This is a genomic window from Flavobacterium sp. 245 (assembly GCF_004362055.1).
In the GTDB taxonomy this organism is placed as follows: domain Bacteria; phylum Bacteroidota; class Bacteroidia; order Flavobacteriales; family Flavobacteriaceae; genus Flavobacterium.
Window position 1 is genome coordinate 132,602 of the sequence record NZ_SNXB01000008.1, and the last position, 13,982, is coordinate 146,583.

At 35.2% G+C, this 13,982-nt stretch carries 13 protein-coding genes; 6 read left to right on the forward strand and 7 right to left on the reverse strand.

Annotated elements, in window-relative coordinates; genetic code table 11:
* Positions 1-13: 13 nt before the first annotated feature.
* Positions 14-454, forward strand: a complete 441-nt coding sequence (locus tag EV145_RS15790) for a hypothetical protein (RefSeq protein ID WP_133526166.1) — start codon at positions 14-16, stop codon at positions 452-454.
* A 72-nt stretch (positions 455-526) separates the two neighbouring features.
* Complete coding sequence (locus tag EV145_RS15795; protein WP_133526167.1) at positions 527-706, forward strand: hypothetical protein; 180 nt, start codon at positions 527-529, stop codon at positions 704-706.
* A 161-nt stretch (positions 707-867) separates the two neighbouring features.
* Here the strand turns inward: EV145_RS15795 and EV145_RS15800 are convergent, their stop codons facing one another.
* The gene (locus EV145_RS15800; RefSeq protein WP_133526168.1) at positions 868-2,229 is read right to left on the reverse strand and encodes a hydroxymethylglutaryl-CoA synthase family protein; all 1,362 of its coding nucleotides are present in this window, start codon (positions 2,227-2,229) and stop codon (positions 868-870) included.
* 335 nt (positions 2,230-2,564) lie between these two features.
* Here EV145_RS15800 and EV145_RS15805 point away from each other — a divergent pair, with 335 nt between their 5' ends.
* The 3 genes from EV145_RS15805 (at position 2,565) to EV145_RS15815 (ending at position 6,084) form a co-directional block, all read left to right on the forward strand.
* On the forward strand, positions 2,565-3,230 hold the full coding sequence (locus EV145_RS15805; RefSeq protein WP_133526169.1) for a succinate dehydrogenase cytochrome b subunit: 666 nt from the start codon (positions 2,565-2,567) through the stop codon (positions 3,228-3,230).
* A gap of 11 nt (positions 3,231-3,241) precedes the next feature.
* On the forward strand, positions 3,242-5,242 hold the full coding sequence (locus EV145_RS15810) for a fumarate reductase/succinate dehydrogenase flavoprotein subunit (RefSeq protein WP_133526170.1): 2,001 nt from the start codon (positions 3,242-3,244) through the stop codon (positions 5,240-5,242).
* Positions 5,243-5,337: 95 nt separating this feature from the next.
* Positions 5,338-6,084: a succinate dehydrogenase/fumarate reductase iron-sulfur subunit gene (locus EV145_RS15815; RefSeq protein ID WP_133526171.1), complete on the forward strand. Its 747-nt coding sequence runs from the start codon at positions 5,338-5,340 to the stop codon at positions 6,082-6,084.
* Positions 6,085-6,147: 63 nt separating this feature from the next.
* Here the strand turns inward: EV145_RS15815 and EV145_RS15820 are convergent, their stop codons facing one another.
* On the reverse strand, positions 6,148-8,445 hold the full coding sequence (locus tag EV145_RS15820; RefSeq protein WP_133526172.1) for a family 20 glycosylhydrolase: 2,298 nt from the start codon (positions 8,443-8,445) through the stop codon (positions 6,148-6,150).
* A 197-nt stretch (positions 8,446-8,642) separates the two neighbouring features.
* Between EV145_RS15820 and EV145_RS15825 the strand changes: the two genes are divergently transcribed.
* Positions 8,643-9,419, forward strand: coding sequence for a DeoR/GlpR family DNA-binding transcription regulator (locus tag EV145_RS15825; RefSeq protein ID WP_133526173.1), 777 nt, complete (start codon positions 8,643-8,645; stop codon positions 9,417-9,419).
* Here EV145_RS15825 and EV145_RS15830 read toward each other — a convergent pair.
* The 5 genes from EV145_RS15830 to EV145_RS15850 form a co-directional block, all read right to left on the reverse strand.
* The gene (locus EV145_RS15830; protein WP_133526174.1) at positions 9,416-10,486 is read right to left on the reverse strand and encodes a dipeptidase; all 1,071 of its coding nucleotides are present in this window, start codon (positions 10,484-10,486) and stop codon (positions 9,416-9,418) included. The genes EV145_RS15825 and EV145_RS15830 overlap by 4 nt on opposite strands.
* A gap of 18 nt (positions 10,487-10,504) precedes the next feature.
* Positions 10,505-11,620 carry a D-TA family PLP-dependent enzyme gene (locus tag EV145_RS15835; RefSeq protein ID WP_133526175.1) on the reverse strand — a complete coding sequence of 372 codons (1,116 nt, stop codon included), beginning with the start codon at positions 11,618-11,620 and terminating at the stop codon, positions 10,505-10,507.
* A gap of 3 nt (positions 11,621-11,623) precedes the next feature.
* The gene (locus EV145_RS15840; protein WP_133526176.1) at positions 11,624-12,271 is read right to left on the reverse strand and encodes an aldolase; all 648 of its coding nucleotides are present in this window, start codon (positions 12,269-12,271) and stop codon (positions 11,624-11,626) included.
* Between the two features lie 16 nt (positions 12,272-12,287).
* Positions 12,288-13,319 (reverse strand): sugar kinase, encoded by a 1,032-nt coding sequence (locus EV145_RS15845; protein ID WP_133526177.1) that lies wholly within the window; start codon positions 13,317-13,319, stop codon positions 12,288-12,290.
* A 193-nt stretch (positions 13,320-13,512) separates the two neighbouring features.
* Complete coding sequence (locus EV145_RS15850) at positions 13,513-13,980, reverse strand: RidA family protein (protein WP_035653162.1); 468 nt, start codon at positions 13,978-13,980, stop codon at positions 13,513-13,515.
* Positions 13,981-13,982 lie beyond the last annotated feature (2 nt).

Sequence of the window (13,982 nt, forward strand, 5' to 3'; positions counted from 1 at the left end):
GTGCCTAAAATAAATGAAGCTAAATTGTGGCTATTGTTTTAATTCGTATTTTCGTTCTACTGACAGACTCAAACAAAACAAATTGAATAAAAATCTAAAATACTTTCTTTCGCTCTTTCTAGTCTTTGCTATGATTGCGACGGATTGTACAATAGATTCTCAGTCAAAATCAGTAGAATATTATCAGGTTTCGCAAGTTGCTTTTGGAAAAGAATTTGAGATTAGAAATTCTCGTTTATATAAATTTGATCAGGTTGTATCTTTTGGTAAAACAAGATTTTCAATTGTTTTAAATTTTCTTAAAACCGAATATGTCTTTACTTTTCAAATTAATAAATTGCTAAAACTTCAGGATTTACTTCGTCAAAAACTAACTTCATTTATAAATCAATCTGTTTTTATAAATGAAATAATCACTTCAAACAATTTATATAAAAGTTTATACAGCGCTTAGTTTTTTCTGCGCATTTATGCGCTTCAACGCATAAGATGATAAAATAATGTCTAATCATTTATCATTTTTAAAATGTATAAACACAAAAATAAAACACGTTTAGAGCAATCTAGGCGACCACTTCATTGGATAAAAAGAAAACTGCTTTTAATAATAACAGCCTTTATGCTCGGAATGTCAAACGGAATGCACGTGCATGACGAAGCTCTTAAAGGAAATCAAACTTATACAGAACAACATAAGAAGGACTAGTGAAACAGTTGCAATGTCATTGCGAGGAACGAAGCAATCTCATCCGGTATATAACATCATGTATCATTGCTAGTACGGTTGCTTCGTTCCTCGCAATGACAAACTTTACGCATAAAAAAAACCGAAGCAATTTTGCTTCGGTTTCTGTGTTTCTTGGAACTTTAGTCAATCCATTTATAATATCTCGCCCCAATCAAAACTGGAATTTCTTTTTCAATTCGGTCAAGAATCCATTCATTTTTAGGAGTTCTAACACTTTGTTTTTGTTCTTTTTTATGAAGGCTTTCGTAAGTGTTGAAATCTATTTCTACGCTTTCACCTAAATTTTCAAAAAGCTTCACGTTTTCTAAAGCCAATTTCCATTCGGGCTGAATCGTTCCTTCAAAAACTTTCGATTTCGATCCGCTTCCATAAGCTAAAAAACCGAATTTAGTTCCGGAAACTTCTTTGTTTGTATCATAAAAATGAGCCAAAGTAGATAATAATCCCATGAAAATAGAACCGGTGTAAAGGTTTCCAATTAATGAAGAAGCCAATTCTGCAGGTTGTAATTTCTCTGTTACAAAGCTTTTGTAATCTTCAGATTTTGCTACTTCTTTAATTTTTGTTTGATAATCTGCAGGAGCAATATCGTCGGCAATAATTTTTTCGGCATTATCTAAAGCGTAAATTTCAGATAACATTCTGCGACCTTGGAAAGAATAGGGCAAGTGCATTACAATACTGTGCCAACTGTTGTATAAAGTTTCAGTAGCGTTTTTTGATTTTTTGAATGAAAAATAAGCATTTCGCGTACGATCCATATAACATTGATTGGAATATTGTCCGTCAAAAACCGGCTGGTCTTTATGGATTTCGATTTCGGCTTCTAAATTGTCAAACCACGAATCGTTGTTATTGTTTTTTGTAATTTCTTCTTTAGCGATAGTTCTGTATGGTTTAAAGAAATCAAAAACACCTTTTGTACTTGTTGCCCAATTGTCATCAAAAGCAATGATTTTTGGGTTTGCAGTTACCAACATCGCAACAGCTCCGGCACCTTGCGTATATTCTCCGCCTGAATTTAAATCGTATTTTGCAAAATCAGTTGCAACAACGATAGCTTTTTTAGTCGGATTCAATTTTACAAAATCAAGGCAGTTTTGCAAAGCGTCAACACCCCCAATACAAGCAAAAGTAAAATCTACAACGTCGCATTCTACTAATGAATCTTCGCCAAACTTTTGCTCCATTAAATTAATTAAATAAGAAGCAATTGGTTTAGAGCTGTCGATGCCGCTTTCGGTACCAACATAGATTCGGCTTATTTCATTAAGATTGATTTTATTGTCAAGGATTAGTTTGGTTAAAGCATTCGCTCCAAAAACAACAGCATCCTGATGAACATCCGGAAAAGTCATTTTTAGTAATCCAAGACCTTTCTCTAATTTTTCTGGTTCAATATTTCTGGCAACAGCCAAGGTTTTTATGGGTAAATGTATGTTTGCTACATCAAAAGAGATAGCATCAATTCCTGTTTTCATTCTTATTTTTTTGAGCCGCTAAAGGTAAAACTATGTTATGGAATGACAATTTTTTGCTTAGATAAAATTAAGTACAGCCGGCACTTTTGAAGAAAACAAATCAAAACTTTGAATAAAATAACAATATGATAAATTTTTAGTAATCTGAATACGTATTAAAATTAGGAGAAAGTGACTGTAAAGCAATTTTTTAGATTGGCTATACTAAATTTATACGTAAAAATACGTATATGCATTCTATTTTAAAATGATTATAAATAACAACGAAATGGTTGTAGTTCTTTTGTATTTGAGTTATTTTTGTGTAATTTTTTAAAACAAACTACTTAACACTTATGGCACAATCTGCACAGTTGAATGCTTCCATCTTAAAGAAAGTCGCTATGGCACTTTCGGGAATATTCTTAATCACGTTTTTAGCGCTGCATGTTTCCTTAAATTTCATTTCTATTATTAGTGAAGATGTTTTTAACGAAGCTTCTCACTTTATGGGATACAATCCGCTGATCCAATATGTAATGCAGCCAGTTTTGGCATTTGGAGTAATTTTCCACTTTGTAATGGGATTTGTTCTAACAGCTCAAAACAGCGCAGCAAGACCAATTGCATATGCAAAATACAATGGAGCGGCAAACGCTTCTTGGAGTTCTAGAAATATGATTATTTCTGGATTGGTTATTTTGGCTTTCTTAGGATTGCATTTTTATGATTTCTGGTTTCCTGAAGTTGCCTATAAATATATTGCAGGTACGGCACCAGATGCTACAAGGTATTATGGAGAGTTAGTTCATAAATTCCACGATCCAATTCGTACAGGATTATATTGTGTGGCTTTTGTGCTTTTAGGATTCCACTTATGGCACGGGTTTGCATCTTCTCTTCAATCAATGGGAATGCACAACAAATATTCAAGATTTTTAAGTAAAGTAGGCTATGGTTTTGCAGTTGTAGTGCCGGCTCTTTTCATAATTATCGCATTATTTCATCATTTCAATAATTAATATCAATTATAATGGCATTAGATTCAAAAATTCCAAATGGTCCTATAGCGGACAAGTGGACAAATTATAAAGATCATATTAATTTAGTAAACCCTGCTAACAAACGTAATTTAGATATTATCGTTGTTGGTACAGGTTTGGCTGGAGGTTCTGCGGCAGCTACTTTGGCTGAGTTAGGATATAACGTAAAAGCATTTTGTTTCCAAGATTCTCCACGTCGTGCGCACTCAATCGCGGCACAAGGGGGTATCAATGCAGCAAAAAATTATAAAGGTGATGGTGACTCGGTTTACAGATTGTTTTACGATACTGTAAAAGGTGGTGACTACCGTGCACGTGAGGCAAACGTTCACCGTTTGGCTGAAGTTTCGGCAAATATTATTGACCAGTGTGTGGCTCAAGGGGTGCCATTGGCTCGTGAATATGGCGGACTTTTAGATAACCGTTCTTTTGGAGGAACTTTGGTTTCTCGTACATTCTACGCACAAGGACAAACTGGACAGCAATTATTGTTAGGAGCTTATTCTGCAATGAACCGTCAAATTGGCCGTGGAAAAATTAAAATGTACAACCGTCACGAAATGCTTGACATTGTAATCGTGAACGGAAAAGCGAGAGGTATTATCGCTCGTAACTTAATCACTGGAGAAATAGAAAGACATTCTGCTCATGCGGTAGTAGTTGGTTCTGGAGGATACGGAAACGTATTTTTCCTTTCAACAAATGCTATGGGAAGTAACGCAACAGCAGCTTGGAAAATTCATAAAAAAGGAGCATTTTTCGCAAATCCTTGTTATACACAAATTCACCCAACATGTATTCCGGTTTCAGGAGATCACCAGTCAAAATTGACTTTGATGTCTGAGTCGTTACGTAATGATGGTCGTATTTGGGTTCCTGCAAAATTAGAAGATGCTCAGGCAATTCGTGAAGGAAAGAAAAAAGCAACAGATTTATCTGAAGCAGAAAGAGATTATTTCTTAGAAAGAAGATACCCAGCGTTTGGTAACTTAGTACCTCGTGACGTTGCGTCTCGTGCAGCTAAAGAAAGATGTGATGCTGGTTTTGGAGTTAACAAAACAGGTGAAGCAGTTTACTTAGATTTCGCAGCAGCAATTAAACGTTACGGAACTGAAGATGCTTATGTAAAAGGTTTAGATGATAAAGATACTGCTTTGGTAACTAAACTAGGAGCTGCAATCGTGAAAAGTAAATACGGAAACTTATTCCAGATGTATTACAAAATCGTTGACGAAGATCCTTATACAACACCAATGATGATTTACCCTGCAGTTCACTACACAATGGGTGGAACTTGGGTTGATTATAACTTGATGACTACAATTCCTGGATGTTTCTCAATTGGAGAATCTAACTTCTCTGATCACGGAGCAAACAGACTTGGAGCTTCTGCTTTAATGCAAGGTTTAGCTGATGGATATTTTGTGCTTCCTTATACTATTGGAGATTATCTTGCTCCAGATATTAAAATGGGAGAAATTTCTACAGATTTACCAGAATTTGTTGAAGCTGAAAAAGCGGTAAAAGATCAAATCGAGAAATTTATCAATAATAACGGGACACATTCTGTAGATTATTTCCATAAAAAATTAGGGAAAATCATGTGGGATAAAGTAGGTATGGCTCGTAATGCTAAAGGATTAACTGAAGCTATCGAAGAAATTGCTGCTTTACGTGAAGAGTTTTATAGAGATGTAAAAGTTCCTGGAAGCGCTAACGAATTTAATCAGGAGTTAGAAAAAGCAACTCGTGTTGCCGATTTCTTAGAATTAGGAGAATTGTTCGCGAAAGATGCTTTGCACCGTAACGAATCTTGTGGTGGTCACTTCCGTGAGGAATACCAAACAGAAGAAGGAGAAGCACTTCGTGATGACGATAATTTTGCATATGTTGCAGCTTGGGAATATAAAGGAAAACCAAGTGATGCAGTATTGCACAAAGAACCTCTTAATTACGAAAACATTAAATTAGTACAGCGTAGCTATAAATAAGAATTTGGTCGAAAGTCCAAAGTCTTAAAGTCAAAAGACAAAATATGTCAAGCGACTTTCGACTTTCGGCTTTATGACTTTCAAACTAAAAAGGTATGAAACTTACATTAAAAATATGGCGTCAAAAAAACGCTCAAGATAAAGGAGGGATTGTAGAATATCCTATTGATGGAATTGAACCAGATATGTCTTTCCTTGAAATGCTTGATGTTCTTAACGAACAATTAATCAATAAAGGAGAAGAGCCAGTTGCATTTGACCACGATTGTCGTGAGGGAATCTGCGGAATGTGTTCTTTATTCATCAACGGTGAAGCGCACGGACCAGACAGAGGTGTTACAACTTGTCAGTTGCACATGCGTATGTTTAAAGATGGTGATACGATTTTTATCGAGCCATTTAGAGCAAAAGCTTTCCCTGTAATTAAAGATTTAGTTGTTGACAGAAGTTCTTTCGATAGAATTCAGCATGCGGGAGGATTTATCTCTGTAAATACTTCAGGAAATACAATTGATGCCAATACAATTCCAATTAACAAAGACGACGCAGACAAATCATTTGATGCTGCAGCTTGTATTGGTTGTGGAGCTTGTGTTGCAACTTGTAAAAACTCTTCAGCAATGTTGTTCGTTTCTGCAAAAGTTTCTCAATATGCATTATTGCCTCAAGGTAAAGTTGAAGCAGTTGACCGTGTATTAAACATGGTGCACCAAATGGATTTAGAAGGTTTTGGAAACTGTACAAATACTGGAGCTTGCGAAGTAGAATGTCCTAAAGGAATTTCTCTTGAAAATATTGCACGTATGAACCGTGAGTATTTAGCAGCAAGTTTAAAAGGATAATATATCTTTTTATATAAATAAAAAAGCATCCGTCAATGGCGGATGCTTTTTTTTGATTTGTTTCTATTCGTAATATAATTGCGATGCGCTTATTTCCTGTTTTTCTTTCCCTTCTTGTTGGATAAAACAGTTTAAGGTTGTTCCGCCAATTTGATCAAAATAAGTGATGTTGATTTTGTGAAATCCTTTCTCCAATTTTACTGCTCCATAAGCTTCATTTAGCCAATGAATACCATCATTATTTACAATAAGTTCATTGTCTATAAAAAGCTTTGATCCGTCATCTGAAAGCGTTGAAATGGTGTAATTAGCAGTTTCCGGAATAAAGATATATCCGTCGAATTTTAATCCGATATAACGCTCCGTTTTAGTTTTCCATTTTTCACTGCTGACTGTTCCTTCAAAAATGCCGGAATTAACAGGTTTGGTAAAATCTAAATCTTGAACCTGCTGAAATGTTCCGGTATAATAATCATATTTCAATCCGTTTTTAGTTGGTTTTATAGCTAATGCCGATTTTAAATCGGGATTTCGGACCAATATTTTGCTGATAGAACTTCTTCGTCCGCTTGGATTGATTTGGACTGTCTTAATAATTCTATACTCACCTTTCGGGATATTTATGGTTGTCGGTTTGGTGTATGGTTCGGCGGTTTCATCTGGATTGTAGCCGTCAATTGTATAGAAAATCTGTCCTCTTTTGATTGTTGGTTTTAAATCTAAAATATATTTTGATGCAATTATGGCTGTTTCATTAGATCCAAAAGGCGTTGGCACTTTGTAAAGTCTTTTTTGCTGTTCTAATTTTTCTAAATGATATGGCATCTGGTTCAAAATAAAATGATTGTAGTTTTTATTTTGAGGTTGGGTCCACGCAATTTCTGCCAAAGCAAATAATCGAGGGTAAAGCATATAATTTAGTTTGGTAGGACTTGTCAAATATTCTGACCAAAGATTAGACTGCACGCCCATAATGTACTTTTGTTCTTCAACAGTCAAGCTGTCAACAGGAGTTGGATTGTAGTTGTAAATTTTTTCAACTGTTGTTAATCGCCCAATTGTTAAAGGTTCTTGCGGAGAATAGCCTTGGTTGTAATCCAGATAAAGAACTTGCTCCGGATTCATAATGACATTATGTTTTTGTTTCGCAGCACTTATGCCACCTGATTCGCCTCGCCAAGACATTACGGCTGCATTTGGTGCTAAACCGCCTTCAAGCATTTCATCCCAGCCAAGAATCTGTCTGCCATTTGCGTTTAGAAACTTTTCGATTCGAGTTGTTAAATAACTTTGTAACTCATGTTCGTTTTTCAAACCTAAATCTTTGATTCTTTTTTGGCAATTCGGACATTCTTTCCATCTTGCTTTTGGACATTCGTCGCCACCAATATGAATGTATTTACTCGGAAATAAAGCCATGACTTCGGTTAAGACGTCTTCTAAAAAAGTGAAAGTTTCCTCTTTTCCGGCGCAAAAAATATCTTCAAAAACGCCCCATGTTTCTACAACTTTATAAGTTCTGTCTGGAAAGCATGATAAATTTGGGTAAGCCGTTACCGCTGCAGTTGCATGACCCGGCATTTCGATTTCGGGAATAATATTTACATAATGAGCTTCGGCAAATTTTACAACGTCTTTAATTTCTTCCTGCGTGTAAAATCCGCCATATGGATTTCCGTCAAAAAAAAGCGGTGATCTTTCAAATTTATTTCCAACTAAAGTCTGTGCTCTCTTAGAACCCACTTCAGTTAATTTTGGATACTTTTTTATTTCAATTCTCCATCCCTGATCATCAGTTAAGTGCCAATGGAAATTATTTAATTTATAACTAGACATTTGTGCGATAAAATCTTTTATAACATCGATTGAGAAAAAGTGACGGCAAACATCTAAGTGTAAACCTCGGTAAGCGTATCGCGGCGCGTCTTCAATGGTTGTGCAAGGCAATTTTATTTCTTTTTTGTCCGATGGTTTATTTGGTAAAAGTTGTAATAAACTTTGGACAGCATAAAATAATCCTTCTTCAGAACCTGTAACAATTATTTTTTTGGAAGAAATCGAAATTTTATAGGATTCTTTGCTTGTCGAAGGACTTTTGGTAATAAACAAAACTTCAATAGAACTCTTTTTTGCTAGAACATTTGCGTTTATAGCATCTTCAAAAATTTGTCCTGTTTTAAGTTCTTTAGCGCTGTATTTATTGTTCTCAAAAACAACTTTTATTTTTCCATTCAAACTTATACTGTCGCCAGTCGCTTTATATGAATTTGGTGCAGGAATAATCGTAGTGTTTTGAGAAGCGTTTTGAGCTTTTCCGATAAAACAGCAAAATAGTATAAAGAGAAATATGTTTTTTTTCATGGCTGGTTACGCTTCAGTTATTGAGATTACTGGCAAATTTGTATTTTAAAATTTATTTCTGCAAAAAATATGCAAAGCAATTTAGTGTATAAATGTCTTTAAAATTGGTTAGTTAACTTTTTTATTACATTGTGTTGTAATTTGTTTCGCAATAATATTGCATTATTTGTTTACATTTGTTTAAAAAATATATTGGCATGAATAATGAAAATGAAGTGGTAAATTACACTAAGGAAGAACGAAAAAATCTTATTTTAAAAGAGATTAACCTGCACACTCGTGTAAGTTTTGAAACACTTTCTGCCAAATTATTTGTTTCAGAAGATACTGTCAGACGCGATATTAATGAACTTGAAGCAGACTCTTTGTTGATTAAGGTGAAAGGTGGCGCGATGACAAAAGCGTACCATCATTCTTCATCAAATCAGACATATGCTGGCGAATCAAAACAGATTATTGCGCAAAAAACGTTAGGACTTCTTCGTGACGGAATGGTTCTGCTAATTGGAGGTGGAACTACAATCAGAGAGTTTATTCGTTTAATTCCGAATGATTTAAATCTTACCATTTTTACAGTCACAGTTTTATCTGCTGTTGAACTTTTGGATAAACCAAATGTCAAAATTATTATGATTGGCGGCAGTATTTCATCTTACAGCCAAATGTGCGTGAGCGGCGATGTCTATAATCAGTTGGCCAATATTAAAGTCGATTTGTTAATATTAGGAACTAACGCCTTAGATATCGAAGGCGGTTTCTCAGATTCTGACTGGGAAACAGTTCAAGTTAAAAAAGCAATGATTCAGGCTTCTGAAAAAACCGCAATTTTGACTATTTCTGAAAAATTAGACACCGTTTTAAAAATGAAAATTGCCAACTTATCCGAAGTTGATTATGTAGTTACCGAAGTTGATCCGAGTGACGAGAAATTAAAATCGTATAAGAAGGCTGTTCCAAGCTTAGTTTTTATTTAATCCCAGTTTTTCATTAAAAAATTAATCCAGTTCTGGTGAAAGATTTTATCTAAATCTTCATCAGAATAACCATTATTTTTAAATATCGGAACCAATTTTTGCAAATCAGCAATGGTGTTTAAATCATACGGTGACTGTTCTGTGCCAAAAGCGCCGTCAAGATCAGAACCAATTCCGATATGATCTGCATTTCCTGCCAATTGACAAATGTGATCCATATGTTTAAAAACCGTTTCTAAATTGCAGTTTGTCCCTTTTGGAGTAGAAACGCCTCTTTCCCAATTTGGAACAAGCATCCAAGCGTCTAAAGCACCGCCAATAACAGCTCCTCTCGAAATTAATGCCTTTATCATTTCATCGCTGTATTGACGATTATGGTCCACCAGACTTCTGCAATTATTATGACTTGCCCAAACTGGTCCATTATAGTGATCTAAGGCTTGCCAAAAAGCATCATCACATAAATGTGTTGCATCCAAAATGATATTTAAACGCTCCATTTCTTTTAATAAATCAAGACCATTTTGATTCATTTTTCCCGTCGCATCAGTTCCATTTGCATAACGTCCAGGGCCATAATGCGCGGGACCAATGGCTCGTAATCCGTAATTGTGCGCTTTTTCTAAATACGAAATATCAATAATAGAATCGGCGCCTTCTAAACTCAGAATGTAGCCAATTGGTTTTTTATCATTTGGCGTTCCGTCATTCCATAAGTCAATTTGCTTTTGAAGCGTTTTTTTATCTGTAATCTGAATCATTTCTCCAGCTTCTTCCATGGCTTTGTACCATGTAATTTGCCCTTGCGTTTGTGCCCAAGCTTGCTCAGGAGAATTCCAACCCGGAATAATACTGTCTGGTTTTACAAATCGTGCAATTTGAGTAGCCACAACAATCCCAATATTGCCACGTCGCAAATCAGGAAATGAAACCGTCGCGCGCTCACGATCTGGTTTGTCTGTCATTCCTTTTTCTAAATGACGCAAAGTTGCAACATCATTTCGTAAATCTCTATTCCATTCCATCGCATTCATGCTCAGGTCTAAATGGGCGTCTAGTATAAACATATTCGTTTGAACTTAATTTTATATATTAATTTTTCTGCTTCGGGCGGCAACTTTCCATTCATCACAAATTTCATGTGCCGAATTTATAACTTGAACCGAATCATAAAGTGCGCAAGTTGGGCAGACATGATACGGAATTGCGTAAATAATATCGCCGATAGCATATTGATTTTTTCCTTGGTTTTCTAATATTAAATGCTCTTCTGAATGCGCTGTTGGAATCAGATTTTCATCATTTAAAATTAGTAATCGTTGATCGATTGGATTTTCTGAAGAAACTGCTTTGTATCCAACATCAATACAAAAGGTTGATTTTGTTGGTTTTGAAATAATCGTTCCAACAATGACAAATGCAGGTTCGAATTTTTGTTCTGGAAGATGAATCGTATAATTGGAGTCCCAGAAAACAAAAGTTCCTGGACTGCATTCAACATTTTTTTCTGAAGCATAAAACGGAAATGTATTCGATCCACCTGCCACTATTTTTAGTTCATAATCCAGTTTTTCCTGAATCGCTTTTAGCTTTTCGCTGACGCTGAAAAAAGAATTTGATGCAACCGCTGTTCGATGTTCTAAAGTTCCTTTTAAATGGCCGTCATAAATGTGAATTCCGGCAAAATGAATGTTTTTTAACTTTAGAATTTCGTCGATTAGAGTGATCCAATTTTCAGAAATTGAAATTCCGGTTCTGTTCATTCCTGTATTTAAATCCAGAAAAACAGTCAGCGATAAATCATTATTTTGAGCAATTTCATTTAAGGCTTTCGCCGAATCTAAATTGTCTACTATTGTTGAAAAAGTGCTTTTTGAGTATTTCTGAATAAGAGAAATCCATCTTTCTTTTTTGTTTCCGACAAGCTGATAGGCCAGAAGAATATCCGAAATATTATGAATGGCTGCAAGTTCAGCTTCAGCAATTGTGGCGCATTTTATTTTATTGATGCCGTATGATTTGAACAAATTCAGAATTTCGCCAATTTTATGTGTTTTAATATGAGGCCTTAAATTTTGAACTTTACCATTTACAGATTCAATCAGACGCTCGATATTTTGCTGCATACGATTTTCATAAACAGCAATAAACGGAGTGTCAACACGTATTTCGGAATTTATTTTCCACCAATTTTCTTGCATAACTTAGTTTCTTGTTTTTTCTACAACTTCAATTAAATCCTGAAAAGCTTTTAATGACTGTTCGTAATTTAAATTTAAAAGCATTTCTTTTGAAAACAAATTAGAACCAATTCCAACGCATACAACACCAGATTTGAACCAAGATTTTAAATTGCTTTCTTCTAAAGTTACGCCTCCAGTTGGCATTATTTTTAAATTAGGAAATGGTGCTCTTATTGCCTTTACATATCCTGGTCCACCAATTTTATCAGCTGGAAAAAGTTTTACAACTTCAGCTCCTAATTTGTTGGCATGAAGTATTTCGTTTAAAGTAGCAGCGCCGGGAATCCAGTAAATGTTATTTTTAAAACAGTAGTTTCCAATTTCAGGATCAGTATGCGGGCAAACAATACAGTCAGCACCTAATTGCTGAAAAATTTCGGCATCTTCAACGCTTAAAATGGATCCAACGGCTAGTTTAACATCTAAATTATTGGCTTTTCTAAACGCAATCATTTGGCTAAACACATCTTTGGCGTCATCTGCACGAGCGGCAAATTCAATAATTTTTATTCCTGAATCAGCGGCTGCTTGCAAAATGATTTTTGCTGTTTCAATGTTGATTTGTGTTACTAGCGGAAGCACACCTTGAGCTTTTAAAATACTGTACATATTTTGGGGTAATTTATTATCTGTTAATTCTGTTACTTGAACCGTTTTGCATAAAATGATTTATTTCGGCAAGACTGGTTATGGCAAAATCGCCATGTATACTTTGTTTGATCACACCGCAGGCTGTTGCCCACTCAATGCATTCCTGACCCGATAATTTATTGGATAAACCATAAAGCAATCCGGCATTAAAAGCATCACCAGAACCAATCTGGTCTGTAACAGCGTGTATTTTGTGTTCTTTGGTTTCGTAAAAATTACCTTCATGCATTAATAAACCTTTGTATAAATGTGCCGGTCCGTCTGATTTTCTAAAACTCATTGCGAGTGTTTTTAGAAAAGGCATTTCTTTTTTTAGTAATTCAAACGTTTTTTGAAAACGATCTGCGTCTGATTCTTTTTTGTCGGTTTTTATTCCGAAGTAAATTTCGATTGCGTCCAAATCAGCGACAGTAATAGTACTATATTGAAGCAAATCGGGCATAATTTCAGAAGGTTTTTTTCCGTATTGCCATAATTTGGAACGATAATTAAAATCAGAAGAAATTGACAATCCTTTTTTGTGCGCTGCCAAAATCCCTTCTTTGCAGACAAGTCCAGCTTCATAAGAAACGCCTGGACTGATTCCGGACCAGTGAAAATGAGTTGCATCTTTTAAAGCTTCATCCCAATTAATCTGATCTTTTTGAATTGTTGCAAAAGAGGAATTGGTTCTGTCGTAAATAACCTGCGATTGTCTGATCTGATTTCCCGATTCAACAAAATAAAGTCCTAAACGTTCACCGCCATAAACACACTTTGAAGTGTTTACTTTGTATTTTTGAAGTTCGTTTATAGCTAATTGGGCCAAATCATTTTGCGGTAATCTTGTAATATAATCGGTTTGAATTCCGAGTTGGGAAAGTAAAACACAAACATTTGCTTCGGCACCACCAACATGTATTTTTATTTCATTGGCCTGGGTAAACCTATTTCCATCAGCAACACTCATCCGAAGTAATAATTCTCCGAAAGTTGCAATTCTTGTTTGTGACGTATTTGTATTCATGTTTATTGTTTTTTTGCCACAGATTACACAGATTAAAATGATTTATTAGTGTTGTGGTTAATTTTTCGCCACGAATTTCACGAATTTTCACTAATTGATTGCGTGAAAAATAATTCGTGTAAATTCGTGAAATTCGCGGCAAACCTGAACTTCTAATCTTTTTAAATCATTTAATCTGTGGCATAACTTTTCTTTAATATAATTCAAAAACGGCTTCGACTTCAACAGGAATATTATCTGGTAAAGAACCCATTCCAACTGCACTTCGAACTCCAATTCCGTTTTCCTGACCCCAAACTTCAGCAAATAATTCGCTGCAACCGTTTATCACGTAAGGATGTCGCAAGAATTCACCATTGCAGTTCACCATTCCAAGTACTTTAATAACTCTTTTGACTTTATTCAAGCTTCCAAAATTGGTTACTATTGTAGAAAGCATCGTTAATCCGACTTGTCTTGCTGCTAATTTTCCTTCTTCGATATCCATATCATCGCCAATTCTACCGATGATTAAGGATTTGTCATCACGAACCGGACCGTGACCAGACAGGTATAAATATTTACCATCAACTAAATAAGGTTTGTAAATGCCAAGAGGCTGTGGAGCTGGCGGTAATGACAAACCAAGTGTTTCAAATTTTTCTTGAGGTAATAAATTCATGA

Excerpts from the sequence above, each read along its gene's own strand:
- EV145_RS15845 (WP_133526177.1), bottom strand. The coding sequence starts at position 13,319 with ATGAATACAAATACGTCACAAACAAGAATTGCAACTTTCGGAGAATTA.
- EV145_RS15805 (WP_133526169.1), top strand. The coding sequence starts at position 2,565 with ATGGCACAATCTGCACAGTTGAATGCTTCCATCTTAAAGAAAGTCGCT.
- EV145_RS15850 (WP_035653162.1), bottom strand. The coding sequence starts at position 13,980 with ATGAATTTATTACCTCAAGAAAAATTTGAAACACTTGGTTTGTCATTA.
- EV145_RS15840 (WP_133526176.1), bottom strand. The coding sequence starts at position 12,271 with ATGTACAGTATTTTAAAAGCTCAAGGTGTGCTTCCGCTAGTAACACAA.
- EV145_RS15820 (WP_133526172.1), bottom strand. The coding sequence starts at position 8,445 with ATGAAAAAAAACATATTTCTCTTTATACTATTTTGCTGTTTTATCGGA.
- EV145_RS15790 (WP_133526166.1), top strand. The coding sequence starts at position 14 with ATGAAGCTAAATTGTGGCTATTGTTTTAATTCGTATTTTCGTTCTACT.
- EV145_RS15830 (WP_133526174.1), bottom strand. The coding sequence starts at position 10,486 with ATGTTTATACTAGACGCCCATTTAGACCTGAGCATGAATGCGATGGAA.
- EV145_RS15795 (WP_133526167.1), top strand. The coding sequence starts at position 527 with ATGTATAAACACAAAAATAAAACACGTTTAGAGCAATCTAGGCGACCA.
- EV145_RS15835 (WP_133526175.1), bottom strand. The coding sequence starts at position 11,620 with ATGCAAGAAAATTGGTGGAAAATAAATTCCGAAATACGTGTTGACACT.
- EV145_RS15815 (WP_133526171.1), top strand. The coding sequence starts at position 5,338 with ATGAAACTTACATTAAAAATATGGCGTCAAAAAAACGCTCAAGATAAA.
- EV145_RS15825 (WP_133526173.1), top strand. The coding sequence starts at position 8,643 with ATGAATAATGAAAATGAAGTGGTAAATTACACTAAGGAAGAACGAAAA.
- EV145_RS15800 (WP_133526168.1), bottom strand. The coding sequence starts at position 2,229 with ATGAAAACAGGAATTGATGCTATCTCTTTTGATGTAGCAAACATACAT.
- EV145_RS15810 (WP_133526170.1), top strand. The coding sequence starts at position 3,242 with ATGGCATTAGATTCAAAAATTCCAAATGGTCCTATAGCGGACAAGTGG.